The 23,363-nt window shown below is 35.6% G+C and carries 18 protein-coding genes and 2 pseudogenes; 4 read left to right on the plus strand and 16 right to left on the minus strand.

Features of this window, described 5'->3' with window-relative positions:
- The first annotated feature begins 1 nt into the window (after position 1).
- A complete protein-coding gene (locus tag JHK62_RS04020; protein WP_199575403.1) occupies positions 2-1,318 on the plus strand; it encodes an FAD-containing oxidoreductase in 1,317 nt (438 codons plus the stop codon).
- Positions 1,319-1,438: 120 nt separating this feature from the next.
- Here the strand turns inward: JHK62_RS04020 and JHK62_RS04025 are convergent, their stop codons facing one another.
- The 6 genes from JHK62_RS04025 to JHK62_RS04050 form a co-directional block, all read right to left on the minus strand.
- The gene (locus tag JHK62_RS04025) at positions 1,439-1,813 is read right to left on the minus strand and encodes a hypothetical protein (protein ID WP_199575404.1); all 375 of its coding nucleotides are present in this window, start codon (positions 1,811-1,813) and stop codon (positions 1,439-1,441) included.
- Positions 1,814-2,142: 329 nt separating this feature from the next.
- Positions 2,143-3,375, minus strand: coding sequence for a dicarboxylate/amino acid:cation symporter (locus JHK62_RS04030; RefSeq protein WP_199575405.1), 1,233 nt, complete (start codon positions 3,373-3,375; stop codon positions 2,143-2,145).
- 215 nt (positions 3,376-3,590) lie between these two features.
- A complete protein-coding gene (locus JHK62_RS04035; protein ID WP_199575406.1) occupies positions 3,591-4,133 on the minus strand; it encodes an STM3941 family protein in 543 nt (180 codons plus the stop codon).
- Between the two features lie 127 nt (positions 4,134-4,260).
- Positions 4,261-5,025: an EcsC family protein gene (locus JHK62_RS04040; protein ID WP_425507446.1), complete on the minus strand. Its 765-nt coding sequence runs from the start codon at positions 5,023-5,025 to the stop codon at positions 4,261-4,263.
- A 49-nt stretch (positions 5,026-5,074) separates the two neighbouring features.
- On the minus strand, positions 5,075-6,262 hold the full coding sequence (trpB, locus tag JHK62_RS04045; RefSeq protein WP_199575464.1) for a tryptophan synthase subunit beta: 1,188 nt from the start codon (positions 6,260-6,262) through the stop codon (positions 5,075-5,077).
- A gap of 336 nt (positions 6,263-6,598) precedes the next feature.
- Positions 6,599-8,059 carry a PIN-like domain-containing protein gene (locus tag JHK62_RS04050; protein WP_199575408.1) on the minus strand — a complete coding sequence of 487 codons (1,461 nt, stop codon included), beginning with the start codon at positions 8,057-8,059 and terminating at the stop codon, positions 6,599-6,601.
- Positions 8,060-8,514: 455 nt separating this feature from the next.
- On the opposite strand from JHK62_RS04050, the gene JHK62_RS04055 reads away from it, so the two are divergent.
- Positions 8,515-9,051 carry a restriction endonuclease subunit S gene (locus tag JHK62_RS04055; protein ID WP_343044346.1) on the plus strand — a complete coding sequence of 179 codons (537 nt, stop codon included), beginning with the start codon at positions 8,515-8,517 and terminating at the stop codon, positions 9,049-9,051.
- On the opposite strand, the gene JHK62_RS04060 is transcribed toward JHK62_RS04055, so the two are convergent.
- From JHK62_RS04060 to JHK62_RS04080, 5 genes and pseudogenes are all read right to left on the minus strand, one after another.
- Positions 9,048-9,971, minus strand: coding sequence for a site-specific integrase (locus JHK62_RS04060; protein ID WP_199575409.1), 924 nt, complete (start codon positions 9,969-9,971; stop codon positions 9,048-9,050). The two genes, JHK62_RS04055 and JHK62_RS04060, sit on opposite strands and share 4 nt — an antisense overlap.
- Positions 9,972-9,991: 20 nt before the next feature.
- Positions 9,992-10,549: pseudogene (locus tag JHK62_RS04065) on the minus strand (restriction endonuclease subunit S); the annotation flags it as partial.
- A complete protein-coding gene (locus JHK62_RS04070) occupies positions 10,542-13,664 on the minus strand; it encodes a type I restriction endonuclease subunit R, EcoR124 family (RefSeq protein WP_199575410.1) in 3,123 nt (1,040 codons plus the stop codon). The gene JHK62_RS04070 and the pseudogene JHK62_RS04065, both read right to left, overlap by 8 nt.
- Before the next feature lie 54 nt (positions 13,665-13,718).
- The gene (locus JHK62_RS04075) at positions 13,719-14,894 is read right to left on the minus strand and encodes a restriction endonuclease subunit S (protein WP_246447889.1); all 1,176 of its coding nucleotides are present in this window, start codon (positions 14,892-14,894) and stop codon (positions 13,719-13,721) included.
- Positions 14,891-17,458, minus strand: coding sequence for a type I restriction-modification system subunit M (locus JHK62_RS04080; protein ID WP_199575411.1), 2,568 nt, complete (start codon positions 17,456-17,458; stop codon positions 14,891-14,893). Before JHK62_RS04080 ends, JHK62_RS04075 begins: the two co-directional genes overlap by 4 nt.
- Before the next feature lie 625 nt (positions 17,459-18,083).
- Here JHK62_RS04080 and JHK62_RS04085 point away from each other — a divergent pair.
- On the plus strand, positions 18,084-19,202 hold the full coding sequence (locus JHK62_RS04085) for a carbohydrate kinase (RefSeq protein ID WP_213087401.1): 1,119 nt from the start codon (positions 18,084-18,086) through the stop codon (positions 19,200-19,202).
- Positions 19,192-20,109 (plus strand): pseudouridine-5'-phosphate glycosidase, encoded by a 918-nt coding sequence (locus tag JHK62_RS04090; protein ID WP_199575413.1) that lies wholly within the window; start codon positions 19,192-19,194, stop codon positions 20,107-20,109. The genes JHK62_RS04085 and JHK62_RS04090 overlap by 11 nt, the downstream gene beginning before the upstream one ends.
- A 172-nt stretch (positions 20,110-20,281) precedes the next feature.
- On the opposite strand, the gene JHK62_RS04095 is transcribed toward JHK62_RS04090, so the two are convergent.
- From JHK62_RS04095 to rplM, 5 genes and pseudogenes are all read right to left on the minus strand, one after another.
- Positions 20,282-20,566 (minus strand): DUF898 family protein, encoded by a 285-nt coding sequence (locus JHK62_RS04095; RefSeq protein WP_199575470.1) that lies wholly within the window; start codon positions 20,564-20,566, stop codon positions 20,282-20,284.
- A 235-nt stretch (positions 20,567-20,801) separates the two neighbouring features.
- A complete protein-coding gene (locus JHK62_RS04100; protein ID WP_199575414.1) occupies positions 20,802-21,701 on the minus strand; it encodes a Fic family protein in 900 nt (299 codons plus the stop codon).
- Between the two features lie 206 nt (positions 21,702-21,907).
- A pseudogene (locus JHK62_RS04105) lies at positions 21,908-22,021 on the minus strand (IS3 family transposase); the annotation flags it as partial.
- A gap of 461 nt (positions 22,022-22,482) precedes the next feature.
- Positions 22,483-22,875: a 30S ribosomal protein S9 gene (rpsI, locus tag JHK62_RS04110; RefSeq protein ID WP_199568160.1), complete on the minus strand. Its 393-nt coding sequence runs from the start codon at positions 22,873-22,875 to the stop codon at positions 22,483-22,485.
- Between the two features lie 19 nt (positions 22,876-22,894).
- On the minus strand, positions 22,895-23,341 hold the full coding sequence (rplM, locus tag JHK62_RS04115; protein ID WP_018370165.1) for a 50S ribosomal protein L13: 447 nt from the start codon (positions 23,339-23,341) through the stop codon (positions 22,895-22,897).
- Positions 23,342-23,363 lie beyond the last annotated feature (22 nt).

The raw sequence follows: 23,363 nt of genomic DNA on the forward strand, positions 1-23,363 counted from the left end.
AATGAAACATTATGATTTTCTCATTATCGGCTTTGGTCAAGCAGGTAGACCTCTAGCCAGTCAAATGGTCGCCAAAGGCAAAACTGCTGCTATTGTCGAACAAGACCCAATGATGTATGGAGGAACCTGTATCAACATTGGCTGTGTGCCCACTAAAACCATGATTGCCGACGCTCACAAAAAGCTTGATTTCAAAGATGTCATGGATAGGAGAAATAAAGTCACTGCTATCCTTCGTAACGGTAGTGCCAACAGTGTTAAAAATTCTGGGATGGATTTATACCTTGCTAAAGCACACTTCGTTTCCAATAAAGTGGTGGAACTGGTTTCTGATCAAGAAACCCTTCAAGTGACTGCCGACGTGATTGTGATCAATACCGGTGCCAAATCCAGAGTCCTTGACATTCCAGGACTGCTAGACACCAAAAATGTGGTGGATAGTACTGGTCTACAAGAACTAAAAGAGCAACCTAAAACCTTAGGAATTATCGGTGGAGGAAATATCGGTCTTGAAATGACTCATCTCTTTACTCAGATGGGAACTAAGGTAACCATTTTTGAACATGGTCCTAAAATTTTAGGACGAATGGATGACGAATTTTCACAACTGGCCCAAACTTATATGGAAGAAGATGGTGTGACCTTTAAGTTTAATGCCGGTGTTGAAGCTGTCAAAAACCAAGGCGACCAAGTCATCTTAACAGCAGACGGCAAGGACTACCTTTTTGATGTAGTCATGTATGCTGCAGGGCGCGTGCCAAATACCGATGGTCTTGGACTTGAAAACACTGATATTAAATTGACTGAACGCGGCGGCATTAAGGTTGATGACTATTGTCAAACGACCGTTCCTAATGTTTATGCTCTTGGAGATGTTCGCGGGGACTTCCAGTTCACCTATATTTCTTATGACGATTACCGCATCGTTTATAGTCATCTCATGGGGGACAATCAATTTAGCCTCTCTAAACGTCAAAACATTCCAACAGCCACCTTTATCAACCCAACCTTAGCAAGTATCGGATTGACTGAAACAATGGCAAAAGAACAGGGCTTACCTTATAAAGCCAACAGTCTCAAGGTTGAAAATACCTTAAGGGCCTATATTACGAATGACTTTAGAGGATTAATGAAAGTGGTTGTAAACAAAGAAACAGACACCATTCTTGGTGCCACTATTTTTAGTGAAGCAGCGCACGAAATCATCAATCTGCTCAAAATGGCAATGGACCATAATATTCCTTACACTTATATTAAAGACCAAATCTTTACACATCCAACCATGGCTGAAAATCTTAATAATGTCTTTAATTTCTAATCAAAAAGAGGCTGGTACTTCTGTGTACCATGCCTCTCTTTTATTAGTTACTAAGATGCAATTCTTGCCACTCATTCTATGTGGTAGTGGTGAAAATTGTAATGATTTTTTCTCTCTTTTTTAGGCAAAGCTTTCAGTCCTTGCCAGAAGTTCCAGTTTTTGCTCAATAGCATGCTGGCATGCTAAAAGACTATTTTTTTCAAAAATAACAGCTGGTAACGGAAGCTTTTCACCAGAATTAGTTTCAAAGGTTAAAATCATCTGAAAAGAACTAACCACTGTTAATAAACCAACTAAAACCAACAAAATGCCTAGGAATAATTGATGGAAAAGGAGGATTTGAGCCAAGCCAACCCCCATTAATAACAATCCCCAAATCAAAGATTCAAAGTCTGTTTTTGATGAGGAGTCAATCCGCTCAATATCTTTTAGAAGAACCAATGCTTTTTTGGAACCTATTGGAATCATACGATAGATTAAATCGGGATAAGACATTCTAATTTCATCTCCCTCCAAAAAAAGCGAGGATTTCAGATAAAAAGTCAGGTATGAGGTGATAAAGAAATGGTTCATGTCAATTCTCCTTACTTCCACGGTGATTTATACAACATCTTTTAGTCTACAAATTAATAGTGACATGCTTTGAGGCAAAGCCTTTCAAAAATAGTCTCATACCTACAAAGCTACAATTTAGCAAAATGCTGGTTACATTATAACATTTATTACTGCTGTCTTCTACACTATTCACAAAAAAGTAAACATATTTTAAAAAACCAACCAAAAATTTGGTTGGTTTTATTAAAAATAACAACAAAATGAAACAATTAAAGTGATTTTGCTAGTTCTTTTTTCATCATCCAGTCTTTTCCATCAACAATTCTAGCAATCATCATGGCAAGACCGGTATCTCCAGTCACGTTTAAAGCAGTTGCTGGAGCATCCGTCACTGTTCCTAGCAAGACCATGATTGGAATGGCCTGTGCTGGGAAACCAAAGGCAGAAATGATGAAAATTTCAGCCACATAACCACCGCCAGGAATCCCACCAACAACAAGTGATGCAATCACTGATATTAAAACTGCCATAAAAATGTTTTGCGGTGTGAAAAAGTCAATCTTAAACAGTGATGATAGAACCACAATTTTTACAATCTGAATCAAACACGCGCCATCCTTATGAAGCGTCGCTCCAAGAGGAATCACAAGATCAGCAATCTCATCAGAAATCCCCAATTTTTTAGCGTGATCTAAATTAACAGGTATTGAGGCCGCAGAAGAACTTGTTCCGAGGGCTGTTAGTAGTACAGGGATACAAGTGCTCCACCATTTTTTCACACCTGAAAAACCTGCCGACAGATAGGCTGCCAAGGTTTGTGAAACGATAAAATAAATAACGAGAACAACCAAGTATAAGCCCACTGCTTTTGAGAGCGAACCAACCACTTCACTACCGTTATTTCCAATCAAGATAGCAAAATAAGCCCCCAATCCTAACGGTGCTAGCTTCATAATGATGCCAATCACCTTAACAATCACCTCAGTCAATGTCTCCATTAACGTCACAACGGGCTTGCCTTTTTCACCCACTTGGATGAGCCCAATCGCAAAAATAATCGTAAAAACAATGAGCGCCATCAGATGATTTCTTGAAAAAAGCTCAGGGAAATCATTAACCGTAAACATCCCAAGAATGTTGAGATTACTATCACTCGTATCAACCGACTCATTTAAGGCAATGTTCACCCCCGAAGCCGGATTAACCAAAAAGGTCGATACCACCATAAATAAACTGGAAACAATCCCTGTCACAAAGGTTAGTAAGAAAAAATTCCCCATGATTTTAGCCAATTTTGACAAGTTTTGCATCTTTGCAATCGCAGAAGACAGCGAAAAAAAGATTAAAGGCACCACACTACAATAAAGCAGATTTAAAAAAGTATCCGCAATAGGCTGTAGACTAGAAGCTCCAGGCCCCCAAACAAAGCCAAGTAAACCACCTAAAATCATTGACGCTAAAAGAATCAATGATGACCGATAAGAATTAATTACTCTTTTCATTCCAACCTCATTTTCTATCACTATCAAAACCCACAGAAAATACTAACTAGCTTTCGACAAAATGATTTTTTACTGAGTTTCTATCCTACCCTAATCTCATTTATTTGTAAATCATTTAGTTTAAAAATTGGGGTGCAAAAAGACGATAGAAAACTATCGTCTTTGGGAGGTGGAAATCATTCATACAAAATGGTATTTCATATGTAGTTGATCATTCATAATAAATAGGTAGACTGTTTTTCCATCATGTAAACTGGATCAAGGGGCTTCCCTTCTTTTTTATTAAACAGTAGATAACGTAATTGTTGCACAAGAACTTGAGAATCAACCGCTAAAAGTCTGAGATAGACTTCCTTCGTTTTTTTATTTCTGAGCTGAAAAACTAAAAACTCTTCGGCCACATAGCGTGAAAAAAGCGTTCGACTTTTTTCGATGCGAATGTCATAGACATCCTCCCAAGCAATCGCTGTTTCTTTATTAAAGAAAGTCGTGTTGAAGCGAATCTCTTGATCGCTCACTCTAAAAGCTGGTTGATGCGATAAGATTTTAGTTAAAACAGTGATGATGAATAACATGGGAAGAACTGTTAGTAAAAAAGCAAAAAGTCCATAAAAAAGATGCTCTAGTCCGGTTCGTTCTAACTGAAACCAAATATAAGACACAAAAATACCTGCTAGCATAAAAGCTAACAATTGAATAATCATTAAGATGTTTTGACGTTTATCCCGTTGAACCTCTAGTAGTATTTTCTCAGCCATCTCTGCTCCTTTGTTTACTGTACTTACATCTTAAGCGTATCATATTTGAAAGTGATTTGTAAACCGTTGTATACGTATAAGCAAAAAAGCAATCTATCCTAAGACAAATTGCTTTTTTGTAAAGAACTTATTCAATGTTGGTTAAATCATTTTTATCAATAATTATTCCATCACCAATATCTATTCCAACATTAGTAAACGTTTTTTTAGCAACATTTGCAATGGTTTGTGTTGTTACCATATCAAATGCGCCTCCTATCACCCCACCAACAACTGGAACCATTTTCCCTATGTTGATTACTCCCTTTGTACCAAACTTGGTAAGCAACCTAAAACCGACTATTTGGTTGATTTTTGTTAGCATCTTCCCTGGAATTTTTTTGACAAAGCTAGCCAACATCTTATTCCCAATAACTATTCCTGTTTTCTTAGAGAGATCAGCAAGTGAACTTCCAACCAATGTGGTATAAACAATTGTTTGTACTTGGTCACTTTTCAAATTGTAGCCTCTTATTTTTGCAATAGCGGCTATCATCCTCAATTGGAAATAAATAACTGTCGTAATGTTAGCAGGTAAAGTAATCGGCATAGTTGGTAGTCCACCAAATCCTGTTACAAAACCTGAAACAGTAGCTTTTTTAACTTGGAAATCAACTAATTTTTTGATAGCAGTTTCCTTATCGTATTTTGATAAATAATCATCAACTAAATCATCAATATTTTTCTGCCCTGGCAAACCATTCAAAGTGGCATCATAAGACCAATCCAAAATTTGCAACATTTTTTCTTGAGTTAATTCATTAACTTGTATATCAGTATTAACTGATTTTTTTCTCATACCAGACGTTTTATCCATAGTAATCTCCATAATAAATATTTTTTTATTTATTATATCATGAATATTTTTGAAAAGTCATCATATAATGAAAAATTAACTAAAATCATTTCTTTCCGTCTAAATAATCTGCAATGGCTGCAACGTCTTTGTCGCCACGTCCGGAAAGATTGACGATAAGGATTTGGTCTTTGCCCATTTTTGGTGCTCGTTTGATGGCTTCTGCTAACGCGTGTGAGCTCTCAATGGCAGGGATGATGCCTTCGGTTTTCGACAACAAGAGTAGTGCTTGAACGGCCTCTTCATCAGTGATTGGCACATAATCCACTCGTCCGGAAAAATTAAGGTAAGCATGTTCTGGGCCAACACCTGGGTAGTCTAGTCCAGCTGAAATCGAGTAAACGGGAGCAATCTTGCCGTCTTCTTGGAAGAGCGCATAGGTCTTCATCCCATCGACAACACCAACGGTTCCCTTGGTCATGGTTGCTGCATGTTTATCTGTTTCAACGCCTTGACCTGCGGCTTCTGCGCCAATCAAAGCAACCTCTTCATCAGCGATATATTCTGAAAAAGCACCGATAGCGTTTGAGCCTCCACCGATACAAGCAATCACCGCATCCGGCAAGCGTCCTTCCTTGTCCAAGATCTGCTTTCTTGACTCAAGACTGATGATTTTTTGAAATTCGTGAACCATGGTTGGATAAGGATGTGGCCCCACAGCTGAGCCCAAGACATAAAAAGCTCCCAAGTCTGCCATCCACGCACCAAAGGCTGCATCAACCGCTTCTTTCAAGGTCTGAGTGCCTTCAGTGACCGCATGCACCGTCGCTCCCATCATCTCCATCCGAAAAACGTTGAGGCGTTGACGCTTGATATCCTCAGCCCCCATATAAACATCACAAGCCATTCCAAATTTAGCTGCAGCAGCTGCTGTTGCCACTCCATGTTGCCCTGCCCCAGTTTCAGCAATGACACGGGTTTTCCCCATGCGTTTCGCCAAAAGAATCTGCCCCAAAACATTATTGAGTTTATGCGACCCCAAATGATTCAAATCCTCACGTTTGAGGTAAATCTTAGCTCCACCAAGCGCTTGACTCAATGACTCGGCATAATAAAGCGGCGTCTCACGCCCTGAATAGTCTTTAAGATAGTAGGCTAGTTCCTTTTGAAAATCCTCATCATCCTTGTAGGTTTCAAAAGCAGTTTCCAACTCATCCAGCAATACTTGAATGGGTTCTGGGACAAAACTCCCGCCAAACTCACCAAAAAATCCTTTTTCTTCTTGTTTACTCATCTTTCTTCCTCCTAAATTGTTCTTCAAACACAAAAACCCCCGCACAGAAAAAAACTCTGTGCGAGGGCGTCATTTCAAATAGCGCGGTGCCACCTCAATTGATGATAGCAAAAAGCCATCATATCTCAATCCTCTCAAACAAGAGGACGCACGATAAGGGGTGCCCACCGAATTGACATGTGTTACAATTCCATTTATCATCAGTCCAATGTTCACAAACACCAGCTACCCGTTCACAATCACCACGAGCTCCCTGAAAACTACCATTTGCTACTTTTCTGATTATGACTACTATACAGGAAAATGAGAGAGAAGTCAAATGGGGGAGAATCTAACTTATGTATCTTCTTCATCACTCATAAATTGACTATTTTCTTCTCTAAAACTATCAAATGTTTTTGAAAACAAATCATCTGTATCCTTAGAATTAAATAAATTTTGAAAGTTAGTATATCTATTTGATTGTAATGCATTCCAATCATTTCCTAGTGGTATGTGCTTTTTCAACTCTGTTGCTTTGTTTTTAAAAATAATTTTTTTCTTTGTTGGATCTTCATCCGAAGTTTCAAAATCCTTTATAGTAGCATAATGAGTGATTTCTTTAACAGGAGATGTTTGATAAACTGCTATATAGTTTACAAAAGGAATTCTATCTTTATCAATCCTTACCCAATACCAAGAATCCTCTCCAAGAAAAACTTCATTGAAACCGTGTTTTTTTGCACGAACGATAATAGTATCTTGATATTCAATTTCAGTACTAATTTTTTCTATTTCAGTTATTTCATTTTCAATACTTTCCTTCTCATTATCAGATAACTCAAGAATATCATTTATAAACTCTGAGCTCAGTTTGCTTTTTACTTGTATTCCAGTTTCTCTAAGAAATTCTATCTTCAATTCTTGTCTTAATTCACCCTTTTTCTTAATTCCTTTGATTATTTTCCCATGTTCTTCACTCCAATCCCTCTTCATATCATCTGATACTATAACTACATTGCTAATTTTTTTTCCTTTAACATACTCAATTACATCTAACCAAAGCATAGCATCCCCATAAGAACCGTCAAATTCTAATGCACCAAATTTTCTAATATTGTCTTTATTTTTATCTTTATATCCAGGAGGAATTTCATTATTAAACCTTTCAGGAATAATGCTTTTATATCTAGCAATATCTTCTTCTGTATACTCTTCTCCTACTAATCCTTCTTTTGTTAGAATACTATTTAATTTTTCTAAACGTCCTTTTATACTTTCTTCATAAACTTTAGAACGATATTTCTCTCTATCATGGCTTCTTTTTTGTACAGAATTCAATAATTTCTTATTCAATTTTTTTAAATCTTCTTTAACTTCTTCAAAAATATTTTCTAAAATTAAGTCAATTTTTTTATTAGCTCCATCATTTCCTTTATAATTGATATTTCCATTTAAAGAGTTGATATCTATACCTTTAATTCTTCCAAATATTTTTTTCTTTAAATATTCTTGGAATTCCTTAGACTCTATATTAAAGACTTCTTCAATTTCTTCTATTTGATCAAACAAAGAATTAATATCATTCAAAACTTCTTTGGTTTGTGATATATGCTTGTTAATATTTTCAATACTTTCAATATATACTATAAATGGTATATATACATTATCTATAACTTTTTTAACAGCATTAAAATATTTATCAGAATTACTTACAGATTGTATGGCATAGGATAAATAATTAGAATCAAAAACATATAAAGTATTCTCATCCTCATTAAAATCTAAATTATATAGCGATCCAAAATAGTTTTTCATATGTCCACTCCTTATTATTTATAAATTGTATTTAGTAATAAATTACAAATTTCTCAACAAATATCCTTCTATTACTACATCTAAAACCTCTCTAACCTTGACGTGACCAGGAAGATTTTTCTTAGCACTTTCTCTCAATCTAGATACTTATTCTCTGGTAAATAATGATAGTAGGATAGATTGTGATTCATGATTTTCTATAGATTTTTTTAGTTTAATTATACCATTCCTTAAAATCTTTTTGCAACATATGTAACAAAATACTTTATAGCACTATTAGATTAATACATTTTAAACCAATCCAACAATTCTTTTATATATCATATGTTGTATCTACACTTCACAACAGCTGAAACACATATCTACTTCTTGAAAACATGTGTAAAATAACATATGCTATAATAAAATAGCTGAGTAATATAAAGAAAATAAAACTGTTTAAAAGTTACTTTGAAATATTTCAAAAATCAAACGCTTGGGAACAACGTAAGTTGGGGAAGATAGCGACATATCGCAATGGTTTAGGTTATGAAGAAAATCAATCTGAAAGAGGTAAATATGAACTAATTAATTTAAATTCAATTTCTATTGATGGAGGTTTAAAACCTTCTGGAAGATATATAGATAATGCGACAGAAACACTTAATAAAGATGATTTAGTAATGGTTCTTAGTGACGTAGGACATGGAGATTTGCTTGGAAGAGTGGCTATAATACCTGAAAATAATAGATTTGTGTTAAATCAGCGTGTAGCTTTACTTAGAAGAAAAGAACAAATCGATGTTGATTATCTATTTTCTTATATCAATTCTAATCAACAATACTTTAAAAAACAAGGTGCAGGTTCATCTCAGTTAAACATATCAAGAAGTAGTGTAGAAAATTTCACAGTATTGTTTCCTAAAATTGAAGAACAACAAGCCATCGGTTCTTCATTATCTTCCCTTGATACCCTCATCACCCTTCATCAGCGTAAGCCTTTTTTTTCTTAACTCAAACCAGATAGATAACGCATAACCAAATCATTATCTTGATTTTCAAGTTCTGTTATGACGTGCATATAAACCTTTTGGGTTGTGGTAATAGAAGAATGCCCTAACCGCCTTGATACACTTGCAATAGATACTCCAGCATACATTAGAAGCGAGGCATGAGTATGTCTCAAACCATGTATTGAAATAACTGGAGCTCCAACATTCTTACAATGCTTCTCTAACCATTTATTTGGTGTTGAATTACAAACTGGACCATTTATAAAAATAGGCATATCTTCTGGTATGTCTTTTATTAATTGTTGAAATTGCATACTCAATTGCCAATCAATCTGCACTTTACGTATAGAAGATTTGTTTTTAGTTGGTAGGAAACCTCCCTCACCCTTATAATCCCATGTTTTAGTAACAGAGATATTTTGTTTTACAAAATTAAAATCAGTTGGTGTTAAACCAAGAGCTTCTGAAAATCGTAATCCCGTTTTTGCAATAAGTAAAATTAGCCAATCCCAACTTATTTTCTGTTCTAGATTCAAATCTGCTAAGACACTATGTAAATCAAATTGATTTAAAAACTTAACCTTCTTCACTCTAGGCGCTTTACCTTTAAAAATAACTTTTCGCGTTGGATCCCTATCAACCAATCCTTCATCTACAGCATCCAGAACCGATCCTTTAATTTGATGATGAAAATCAATAACTGTTTGCCTTTCATGAGTATATGCATAATGATTTAATATTTGCTGATAAACTGTACGATCTAATTCATATAATTTTAGATTGGGTACAATTGCCTTTAGGTGTCTATAATTATTTCTGTATTTTTCAAGTGTAACAGGACGAACAGCCCCCTCCTTAAATAACTTTGTCCATTGTTTAAAATATTCATGCAATAATGTTTCTCTTGTAATTTTATTCATATAACCATTTCTTTCTATGGCTTACGCTGATGAAGGGTGATGAGGTGGTCAAGGGATTGGAAAAAAGAACCAATCTTTTCTTGTTCCTCTTGTGAGGGGATACAAATTGAATGTTTTCTTATTAAATCAGAATTCAAATTTACCTGACTTCCTGGCTGTCCATATTTTGCCCACATTGGTCTAAACATTTCTAACCATTGAAACATGAATTCCCTATCGAATTTTGGGGTTATAAAGATTAAGAATCCATCGTGTACCCCAGTTTTCACATAGTTGATAACAGGCTTGCCAACAGTTGCTGCAATACTCAATAATAAATGTGGTTCATTTAATACACGAGTTTTTTCTTGTCCTAACTTTGAAATTTTCTGTTCTAAATGATAGATTCTTCCATTTTGTTCTGTAACATCTGAAATTCGTAACCAGCCAATTTCAGAATCATTATTAAACCATTTGGGGTCTTGTATCGGTCTTGGACTTGCCCCTCGCACAATTTCTGCTAGATGCCCCAACTTACGTTGTTCCCAAGCGCTATCAAAAGAGACCAAGAAACATCTTGATCTCTTTTGATTATTTATACTTATTTTTAGTTTCTATCATCCACTGAGGTAAAATTTTATTCAATTCCATGTTCAGTAACAATTTCTTTCCAGAAAACTGATTAGTAGCTTTATCAGGATTTAGGGTTACTAGAATATCCGAAATATAAGGAATCTCTTCAGATTTACTACTATCAAACTCTTTCAAGGACTTTTGAAGTAAAAGACTATCAATTCCCCATTCATCTGCAAAATTCTGAATTACCTTAAACTGTCTTTCCGACTGCCATTTCTTAAAAGACTCATCAAAATCAAGCGATGCTGGAATATGTCCTGTCCTAAGTTCCTCGTTGATAAACGTTCTCAAAGCTTCTGCCAATTCATTTTCACCCATATTACTCAATTCTTGAATTTGTTCCAAGATTAAGACAAGATTGCCATCATTAATAACCATCTTGCTTCCTTTAGTTTGTGTTTTTTGTCCAATCAAGGTAAATAGACTTTGAGCATTGATAATTTGAGAACCTTGTAATTTTGTTCGCCCTACTAATTTTCTTATAGGACCTGGCTCAGGACCTGGCTCAGGTGGAAATAAATTCTTATAGGCCCCTACATACTGTAACCATGTATGCTCAGTAATACCAAATGCATCTTCATTCCAAGCATATTCATAATACTGCTCAACACGATTTAATTGTTTTGCAGTCTCTTTAAAAGCCAGCTTAAAGTTTTCTTTTCCTTCTTCATTAGACTTGAGCTGTATCCAGTCTGTTGGTTGTGGTAATGTTGTTATAAGCTCATCAATACATGTTCTTAAGATTCTTACTGCATCGGGATATTTTTCAACAAGCACTCGACTACTTTGACCACCACTTCCATATAATTTCAATGCTTCATTAACAGTTTCTTCTGTTATTCGAGGATATTGAAAATTAATAATGGTGCCAAATTCTTTGGCACTTCCAAATACACGATTAGTACGTGAATAAGCTTGAATCAGTCCTTGTAATTCTAAACTTCTGTCCACATAAAGTGTATTCAATCGCTTAGCATCATAACCCGTCAATAACTGATCTGCTACGATAATAATATCAATATTCTTTGGATTTCTACCACTGCCTCCTCGTTTAAAACGATCAGTCACATCCTCAAAATAAGCATTTTCCCCTTTCTTCTTATCTCCAGGTAAAAATGCAATTCCTGTAATCTCTGCATAATCGGAAAACATATCTTCTATCACTGCTATAGGTACATTTTCTGGATCATTTTCATTTCCAAAACTAAATGTCATTGCAATATTTGGCTTATGTTCATCCGATTTATATTTTTCAGAAATCTGCTTTTTGAACTCATTGTAGTAATCTATAACACGTTTTTTATAAGCAACGGTCAACATAGCATTAAACTCAAAATTTTGTGATTGTTCTTGCAATCCAGAAAGAATCTCTTCTACTACTCTAGGAATATGAGTGACATCTTGATAAATCAATATCTTTTCTTTAACAGCATTTTTTTCAACCTCTAATTCGGTCCACTGCTGAACTTGACGTTCAATCGCTTTTTTCCCACGTTCAGGTTCTTTTACAATCAGAGTATCAATCAATTTTTCACGCAAATCTTCATAACTTACAAACTCACCTGTATTGATATAATCCACATGAAAACCCAACACATTTCCATCCTCAATCGCTTCATCAATTGTATATTGATGAAGAAGAGGACCAAATAATTTTTCAGTAGTGTTAATGACCTCACTACGCTCGTTAATTTTTCCTTTAACCTTATTCTCATCAAAAAGAGGGGTACCTGTAAAACCAAAAAATAAACCATTTTTAAAGAAATATTCTTTGATTGTACCCATCATATCACCCATGGTAGTACGATGAGCTTCGTCAATAATAAAAAGAATTTTTTTATCCGCTAAACTCTTATCTTGTGCAGCAATTAAATCATTTACCAAATAACTTAATTTAAAAGTCGTTGTGACTACAATACCACTCTTTACTGACATCAGTTGTTTTCGTAATTGATAGGTACTTTTAGTATCATCCACATTCACCGATTCATAGGTAGCATAAGCCTTAAAGGCTTTAGAAGTTTGCTCATCCAAATCTTTTCTATCAAGTAAAAAAACAACTTTATCAAATTCTGTCCTTGTTGATAAGAATTGAGCAGTCTTGAAACTAGTAATGGTCTTTCCAGATCCAGTTGTATGCCAGACAAATCCACCATGAGGCACTTTATCAGGATTATCCCAACCAAACGCTGCTTTTTCAACTGCCTGCAAAGCATATACTTGATATGGACGCATCAACATATGACGACGATTTTCTTCATTCACTGGATCCTCATCTATTATTAAATAATCTCCAACCATTTGATGAGCCATTGGTACCATAAGAAAATGTTCAATCACATCACGATAATCCGTTAGAACACGCTGTCCCAGATATTTTCCATCTTCTTTACTCTTTTGAGTCACTGACCAATGAAAGACAAAGGAGGGATTAAAATCATTGATAGATTTTGGTGTTGCAAAATAGCGTGTTTCAATGTCTGAAGTGACAACCATCATTTGTGAAAAAGCCATAAAGTTATTAGTATAATCACCAGCACGATAATAGCGTGTAAATTGTACTATTGCTTCATCCATTGTAATGTCACTTCGTTTTTGTTCAATATTAATGAGTGGTAAACCATTAATTAATAAAACAAGGTCAAAACGGAACTTACCACTTTCCGACCATACTTCACGAGCAACCTGATAACTAGAATCTCCACCACTCACCTGAGCTTTTTTAAGTATTGTAAGAGTAATCTGTTGACGAGTCACATTTGGGTTGGCATCACGATAAATACCATCAATCTTACCAATTGAACCTTCCATAGATAGAATTTTTGCTGCTTCATAACTATTTGTAATCTGATTGACTTTTGACATAACTTGAGAAAATTCTGAATCTGTTAGAGGAATACCCTCCAAAATATCAGCATTAATTCGGTTCAATTCCTGACGCCAATTATTAACCAAATCTTGAACAGTAACTTTTTGTAGATTACCATTAAGATTATCCGGTGCTTGCCATCTATATTTTGTCAATTCAGCCACAAAATTTTCTTGAAACTGCTTTTCGGAGGCATTTTTATCTCGCATTCACTATTATTTCCTTTCTAAGTCATTCTTACTTGCTTTATACTCACGCTAAAATTAAACGAAGAGTTCATTCAAGTAAGCTTTTTTCATATTTTTTAATTTATCTAATTTACGCTGATGAAGGGTGATGAGGTGGTCAAGGGATTGGAAAAAAGAACCAATCTTTTCTTGTTCCTCTTGTGAGGGGATACAAATTGAATGTTTTCTTATTAAATCAGAATTCAAATTTACCTGACTTCCTGGCTGTCCATATTTTGCCCACATTGGTCTAAACATTTCTAACCATTGAAACATGAATTCCCTATCGAATTTTGGGGTTATAAAGATTAAGAATCCATCGTGTACCCCAGTTTTCACATAGTTGATAACAGGCTTGCCAACAGTTGCTGCAATACTCAATAATAAATGTGGTTCATTTAATACACGAGTTTTTTCTTGTCCTAACTTTGAAATTTTCTGTTCTAAATGATAGATTCTTCCATTTTGTTCTGTAACATCTGAAATTCGTAACCAGCCAATTTCAGAATCATTATTAAACCATTTGGGGTCTTGTATCGGTCTTGGACTTGCCCCTCGCACAATTTCTGCTAGATGCCCCAACTTACGTTGTTCCCAAGCGTCAGTAAAACCTGAAAAACGACGTTTTGGCTCACGCTCTCCTTCAGCAGGGAATAATTCTGACAAATGAGCCTTTTTTATATTTTTTAGCTTATCAAGCTTACGCTGATGAAGGGTGATGAGCTGATCAAGGGATTGGAAGAAAGATCCAATGCTTAATTCTTCGCTTTCATCATAAGGAAAGTATAAAGAATAGTTTCTCAGTTGAGGTGCAGTAAGTTGAGGGACACCTGTTGACTCCACTATCGATTTATATTTATTTATTGAGTTTTCAAGAAAGTTCACATTATGATTTGATGTAATAGCCAACAAACGAACAATAGGTGTGAAATTAGTCTTTCTTGCAAGCGCAAGACCAATATCCCCCCTTCCAGTTACTGTTACTGCAGGAGCCTCTACTCTATAATAATCATTATAGTATCCAATGATGCCTTCATTTGTTAAAGCATTAGCATAAACTGGATACTTTCCTATTCTTATTAATTTTGATTTATCTACATCCCCTCCAGCAATTATAGTACCTATCTCCCCCAACTTACGTTGTTCCCAAGCGTCAGCGTTTTTAAACTCTTTAAAACGTCTTTTGGGGATATTATTTTTTGCTTCCATCATTTAATCACCACCAAATCTTTCATAAGAGATTTTAATTCTGTTTCGAGTAAAGCAATCTCTCCATCTATATCAGCTATAGTATCTGAGTAGCGTTGATGAAGCTGTTCAATAATAGCGATTTCTCCTTTAAGTGGTGTTTCAACTAAAACCAAAGCTTTTTCAACAACTTTACCAAACCACTTTTTATATAAGAGTTGATCTATTTCATCATCTGTTAATTGTTCGATGCGATTAGATACTAATTCTTTCAGCTCTTGCTCTTTGATTTTGATTAACTTGTTGACTGCAGTTCTATTTTTAATGTCATCGTCTACTTTTTTAAGAAGAACATATTCACTTGTTTCTTTACTAGAGTTCTTAAGTGACTCTTTAAGAAGTTTTCTGTCAAAACTATCTTGTGCTTCTCCTTCATCATTCTTCTTAATGGAATCAAAGAGAGCATTATATTCTTCACTATCTTCCACTTTTGCTTCTTCGATTAATTCACTCAGCTCACTGTCAATTTCTAACAGTCTCAGTTTTAATTCTTCAATTTCAGACTGTTCACTTGCAAAAAGTTCACTTGCAATAAGACTATTTGGGATAATAACACCCTTCCAACCATCTTGTACCTTATCCTTGTTTTTACCTTTTACAACCATGTTCGGTTCACGTGTACGCCCAGCTGTATAATAACCCAATTGTTCAATTAATTCAGCATCATGTGTCAAGGTTTCCGTCCATATTTCTGCAATAATTTGATAACCTTCATAAATATCTATTTGATCAAATGTTTCAAGTCGTTTCTTGATATCATCTAACATATCTTCTCTTAGCATGCGTGTATTGGTATTTTCATTGAGCTGATGCAGACGTTCCCAATATTCTTCAATATAGTCCGAAATAACTTCTCTAATCTTATCAGAAACCTTTCTCACACCCGAATGTGAAAGTATGTCACTAGATAATTCTTCAATAGATTTTGTCAACTCCAAATAACCATGCCTTTTTTCAATAAAAGCATTAGAAAGAACATCATTAACCGTTTTATTTAAAACTTTCAATTCTTTAATATTTTGTTCTGGAATTCCTCCATACAGATGAGCATCTACATCGTGTGGAATTTCTTCATCAATGGTTTCAACATAACGTGGAATGTTCATATTATAATCATTTTGCATTAACTCTTGACGAGTTGCTAGATGACTATAACCTTTTTCTTCCACTCTTTGTTGATAGACATCTACAATTTTTGCAATATCTTTTTCCTGAAGAGCATTCTGTTTACCAGACTTGATAAAACTTTTAGAGGCATCAATAAAAAGAATCGGGTCATTTAACTCTCTATTCTTCTTCAAGATAATAATACAAACTGGTATTCCTGTATTTGTGAAAAGATTACTTGGTAAACCAATCACTGCATCAATTTGATTTTTTTCTAACAATCGCTTACGAATTTCACCCTCCGTTGCTCCACGGAAAAGCACTCCGTGAGGCAAAACAATAGCCATTGTTCCAGTTATTCCCAAATGATACAAACCATGAAGAAGAAACGCATAATCTCCTTTTGAATCTGGTGGCAATACCCCAGCAATTTCAAAACGAGGATCACTTGGCTTTAGTCCTGAACGATTCCAATTTTTTATAGAATAAGGTGGATTCATAACTACTGCATCAAACTGAACCCCTTCGTTTGGTTTTTCTGGATCTTCTGGCCAATCATACGAAAGTGTATCCCCATTTTTGATTGTCATTTTTTCTGGACGAATACCATGCAATAACAAGTTCATTCTCGTCAAATTGTAAGTAGCCGTATTTTTTTCTTGGCCATAATAATTTAATCTTTTCTGGTTTTCATCAGACAAATGTTTTTTTACCGTTAACAAAAGTGAGCCTGAACCAACTGTTGGGTCATATATTGATGTAATTTCTTCATTAGTCGCAACTATTTGTGCCATCACTTCACTAACTTGCCTTGGGGTATAGAACTCTCCAGCTTTTTTACCAGATTCCATTGCAAACTGACCAATCAAATATTCGTAAGCATCTCCAAGTATGTCACCATCTTGTAAAGCAACCATGTCCAAATCTTCAAACAAACGAATGAGTGCTTGTATATTTTTACTGCGTTCATTTAGGTTACTTCCTAATGCGGTATCTGAAAGGTCTAGAGTAGAATTTGCAAAAATTCCTTTAAAATCATCTGAATCCTTGGTTACTGCTATGTTACGTTCAAATTGATTAAGACTATCGGCAACCTTTTGTACTTCAAAATGGCCCTCGTTCATATCTTTTATCCAAGTTTGATAAAGATGTTTCGGACTCACATAATAACCCACAACATCCTGTATCATCTTTTCAAGTTCTTCACCATAGTTTGCATGTGATTCCACATAAGCATCATACCAATTATCCTCATTTGTTAATCCTGCAGTCATCGCAAATATTTTAAGTGTTTGATCACTTAAAAATTTATAGAACATTAGCCCCAACATATAATCCTTATAACGACTAGCATCCATCGAACCACGTAATTCATTAGCGCCATTCCACAGTCTTGATTTTATCTCTTCCGATGTAATCATATTAACCTCATTTCACTTCTACAAAAAATACAATAAACATATTGACAGAACAGATGTCCAAATGTTTTCAATAATAATTATAGCACAAGAACATCTTATAAAATACAACAAAAAGCATAATACCTTATCAATTAAATCTTAAGGATTCTTGGAATTTTCCCCAGATGACACTAAATGTTAGAAAAAACTTCCATTGATCTTTTCTGACGTTTATTTTTATAGATTAACTTACCTTATTTGTAAATGCCAACAGCTCTTTTTATCTTGTATAATCTCTCATATGTCAATTTAAATCTTTTTCCTATTATTTTATTCGTTTCCCACACAAAAACACTTCTCTCATCTTTTTCACTAAACAAGAGAAGTGTTTTTCTTATTTTTCAATTGAGTCTTTCTCACTAGCTTCCCGTCAATAGCATCTCTCACTGGATGCCTTAATACACCAACGCCCCATAACCGATACCCAAGAAGAATAGCAAAACGAGAAAGTTCCTATCTCATTTTTTCAAGGAGTCGTTTTTCACACTTTTGCATATCAGTTTTTCCTTGCTTTTTCTTTTGAAAAGGGTTACAATGAGTTTGTATTAGACAAAAGTCATTTTTAAACATTTGTTTATAGGAGGTGATGGTTATTCTTAATGAGAAAGAACAAGCAGTACTAGAGCTCATCCGTCAACATCCTTTTTACGCTCAGCAGGAGATTGCCGAGCAAATAGGATTATCACGTTCAGCTGTTGCCAATATGATTTCGGACTTGATTAGGCGCAATTATCTCTTGGGTAGGGCATACATTATCAATGATGAGGTGCCTGTTGTCTGTATTGGCGGTATGAATGTCGACCGCAAATTTTACGCCAAGCAAGAGTTGATTTTGAAGACGTCAAATCCCGTCAGCAGTTCGGTTTCCATCGGAGGTGTTGGTCGAAATATCGCTGAAAACTTAGGGCGTCTGGGGGAAAATGTTGTCATGCTTTCTAGAGCAGGCGACGATCAAGATTGGGACTTAATCAAATCTGCTTCAGAGTCCTACATGAATCTACGTCAGGTTGATGTCTGTCCAGAAGAGGCGACAAGCTCCTACACAGCTATCATTGATATCGATGGAGACATGAGTATGGCTTTAGCCAACATGGCTATCTGCGACGGTATGACTGTGTCATGGTTAGAGCAATACGAAAACCTCTTGTCTAGAAGTAAGGCCTTGGTGGTTGACCTCAATCTCCCTCAGGAGAGTCTCGCCTATCTCATCAAATTAGCAAGAGAAAGAGACTTGGCCCTAGCTATCATCCCCGTTTCAGCACCCAAGATGACCAATCTTCCCAAAGATTTAACCGGTGTTGAATGGTTGATTGTCAATCAAGATGAGAGCGAAATCTTTTTTGATAAACCCTTGGGATCTAGTGAAAATCTAGAAGACTTGGCAAGGCTTTGGTTACAAACGGGGCTCAAGCAAGTTTTAATCACAAGAGGAGCCAAATCAATGCTCTATGCTAATCAGGATGGGAAGCGACAAGTCATGACCCCTAAAATGGTCCAACAAATGGTAGATGCTACAGGCGCAGGCGACTCCCTATCAGCCGGTATTCTGTTTGGTTGGCTCAATGAGTTTAGTACTCAAGAAACCCTTGAATTTGGTCTGACCAATGCCTACCACACCATTCAATCACAAGACACAGTTAGAAAAAATTTATCGCGTCAATCATTTTTACAAGAAAGAAAGGAACTTTTTACCCATGAATCTTAATGCCTACTTAGAATTTTCACCAGAGGTTGAAGCCGCAAAAGCCGCTGGAAAACCCATTGTTGCCTTGGAGTCTACCATCATTTCTCACGGCATGCCTTATCCGCAAAACGTAGAAATGGCTAAAACGGTCGAACAAATTATTCGAGACAACGGAGCTGTCCCTGCAACCATCGCCATTATGGATGGTAAGTACAAGATTGGTTTGTCAGAAGCCGATTTAGAACGCTTAGCGACAGAAAAAAATGTCGCCAAGGTGTCACGACGTGACTTAGCTGAAATCATCGCTACCAAACGTATTGGGGCAACAACTGTTGCAACAACAATGATTGGTGCAGCCTTTGCTGGGATTAAATTCTTTGTCACAGGCGGTATTGGTGGCGTGCATCGTGGCTATGAAGAAACCATGGATGTATCTGCCGACTTGGAAGAATTAGCACAAACGTCAGTGACTGTTATTTGTGCGGGTGCCAAATCCATCCTTGACCTGCCAAGAACATTAGAATATTTAGAAACTAAAGGTGTCCCAGTAGTCGGCTATAAGACAGATGTCCTTCCAGCCTTCTTCACAGGAACAAGCCCATATAAACTCAATACCACAGCCGACTCAGTGGAGACGATTGCTGCCATTGTTAAGACGAGTGATGACCTCGGTCTTAAAGGAGGCGTACTAGTCGCCAATCCTATTCCAAAAGAACACGAATTAGACGCCGACTATATCGACAGCATTATTGAAAATGCTGTTGCAGAAGCCGAAGCAAAAGGGATTGTTGGTAAAGATATCACACCATTCTTGTTGAGTAAGATTGTTGAATTAACAGATGGCAAAAGCCTCAAAGCAAATATCCAATTGGTCTACAATAATGCTAAAGTCGGTGCACAAATCGCAACAAGCTATAATAGCTTGTAATAGAAAAACTATAAAAAACGGACAGCCAAGAGCTATCCGTTTTATTTTTGAAAACTTTTCAATATAATTGTAAGAATATTGTAAGAGAACATTTTGCAACAAGTTTGTAAATATTTTATTTCTTCTGTTATAAGCTACTTTTAACTTTCGATTGTCAATACTTCATCAATAATTATAACAATTCTTGTTCATCAACAAAATGGGTATGTTTTACTTTCCATTGTTCAAGTTTAATGGCAACCCAAAAAGAGTAAATTCCAAAGGTAATAATGATGAGTACAAACCATTTTAACCATTGGACAAATAAATCGATAGCTGTACCACTAAAATAAAGGCGTCTACCTTCAATAACGGTATGGCTGACTTTCCGTATAACAATTGCCCATGATGTCCCAATACCAGCTGTTAGAGCTGTTATCAACCATGCTAAAATACCGTAGAGGATATAATCTACTATCCCTCCATCAAAATAACTTGAATAGGTTACACTAAACTAGACAATCTTATAAAGTGTTCTATGCTGAAAAATAAGAGAAAATCTGATTGTTTTTAAAGCAACTAAACGACTTAAAAATAAAAGTACATTTTATGTTAAACAAAAAAAACAGGATCATTATTGAACCTGTTTTTTTCTGTTGATAATCTAAGGAAAAAATCAATAATTAGTTACCTATTACATTTTCAATGAGTTCTTATTCATCACCTAAAATCGACAAGTACATATCCAATCGCTCATTAACATATTTAGCGAACAAATTTTCCATTTCAGAGAGACTACCTTTTGAATGGTAATCATCAAAGGCTTGATAATAAGCTAAGCGATCCGTAAATTTAATATCAATTGGTGGATAGCCTGCTTTCATCAATTCTAAGTTGACCAATAAACGACCTGTCCGACCGTTGCCATCAATAAATGGATGAATGCTTTCAAATTCAATATGAAAACGTGCCATTTTAGTCATCATATTTTCTTGATTCGCAAGATAAGATTCTAATAGCTGTTCCATTTTAGGACGAATCAAAAAGGGTTGAACAGGTACATTAGCAGCCCCCATAATACGAACAGGAACTTTCCGATAGATACCTCTATCCTCTTTTTTATCAGATAAAACCAGGTGATGGATATCTTTAATAACTTGCTCTGTTAGTGATTGATTTTCTGATACTAGAGCTTGAACATATTGGAAAGCCTCTCGGTGACCAATGGCTTCCATATGATCTTTTAGAGGTTTTTGATCAATGGTTAGCCCTCTCAAAACCATATCTGTTTCACGAAGAGTCAGTGTGTTACCTTCAATGGCGTTAGAGTTATAAGTGTATTCAACGGTAAATTCTTCATTTAAGCGTTCTAATTCTCCCCTTGTTAAGGGTCTCAAAGTGGCCAGTTTAACCATTTTTTCCTCAATCAAGGGAAGAAGGCTTTCTGCCTTTTTATAACGGCCATCTGCAGGTTTTTTGCTATCAACAGGAATTTTCCAAGCACGTCCCTCTCGAATGACTCCAGGAATTTTTCCCTCCTTGCACAAGGTACGAATACGTCTATCTGAAATTCCCCAAAGTTCGGCAGCTTGTCTGACAGTCATGTATGCCATATAGTAATCCTCACTTTCTACTCCATTATACCACAGTACGGAACAATAGGTGATTTATCGGAATAAAACTTCTGATTTATCGGAATAATAGAAAGAAAAAGATTAGCAGGAGCTTGTACTGACCCCCAAAAGTTGGAGATTATATTTTAATAAAGGATTGTGTTTCTGTATTGTACCGGACTCAGTCCTTTTAATTTTGTCTTGATTCATTTGTTATTGTAATAGTCAATATAGTTTGAAGTAGCCTCTAATAACTCTTCTAGTTAGTGAAATTCTTTTTCATAACCATAAAACATCTCGGATTTTAAGATGCCAATAAACAAACAGCTATACCTTTCAATGAATGGTTATCAATCCAATTCTTTTGGTATTCCAAATATACTATAATACTAATCTATATCTTCTTTTTTTATTTTATTTTTATATTTTGTCTAATATATTATAATTTTTTCTATTATATCACTTTTTTTATTTTCTACTTTAACTAACTTTCCTTTATTATTTAAAATCTATTTTTCTAATTCTTTAGGTTTTCCTAAAAATAATTCTTTTTTATTTTTTTGAAATTTCATTAACAATTTTAACAAAAAAATTCTCACCGCTTTGAATATTAAAAGTGAGAAAACCAAATTGGTTTTCTCCCAATCACTAGACCCCCACTACAGTTGACAAAGAGCCTGAATTTGGTGTGAAAAATGGTGTGAATATTGCTTAAAATCATCAAAAAAACACCCCATGGTGTGAACCATGAAGTGTTGTAAATGTTGTAATATCGCTGATATTAACGTTTTGAGAATTGTGATGCTTTACGAGCTTTCTTAAGACCTGGTTTCTTACGTTCAACCATACGTGCGTCACGAGTAAGAAGACCTGCGCGTTTCAATGAATCGCGGAAATCTGGATCTACTTGTAACAATGCACGCGCGATACCATGACGGATCGCTCCTGATTGTCCAGCATAACCACCACCAACAACGTTAACGAAAACGTCGTATGAACCAACAGTTGAAGTCACTGCAAATGGTTGGTTGATGATTAAACGAAGGTCAGCATGTGGGATGTATTCTTCAACATCTTTTTTATTAACAGTAATTTTTCCAGTACCTGGAACCAAACGAACGCGTGCAACAGCGTTTTTACGGCGTCCTGTACCTGCATATTGTGCTTGTGCCATTATTTAATGCTCCTTTCTCTTAGATAAGTCCTGAGATATCAAGTACTTCAGGTTGTTGTGCAGCATGTGTGTGCTCAGCTCCTACAAATACTTTCAATTTCATCCCTTGCGCACGTCCAAGAGTGTTGTGCGGAAGCATACCTTTGACAGATTTCTCAATCAAGCGAACAGCATTTTTAGAACGCAATTCACCAGCAGAGATTTGTTTCAATCCACCTGGATACATTGAGTGAGTGTAGTAAATTTTATCAGTTGCTTTTTTACCAGTTAATTTCACTTTTTCAGCATTGATAACGATAACAAAGTCACCTGTATCAGTATGTGGTGTAAATGTTGGTTTGTTTTTACCGCGAAGTACGCTTGCGACTACTGCAGAAAGACGTCCAAGAGGCACATCAGTTGCGTCAACAACGTACCATTTACGGTCAACTTCACCTGGCTTAGCCATGTATGTTGTTTTGTTCATGATTTCTCCTATACAAATCGTT

Origin of the sequence: Streptococcus pacificus (assembly GCF_016481305.1) — a bacterium.
Taxonomy (GTDB): domain Bacteria; phylum Bacillota; class Bacilli; order Lactobacillales; family Streptococcaceae; genus Streptococcus; species Streptococcus pacificus.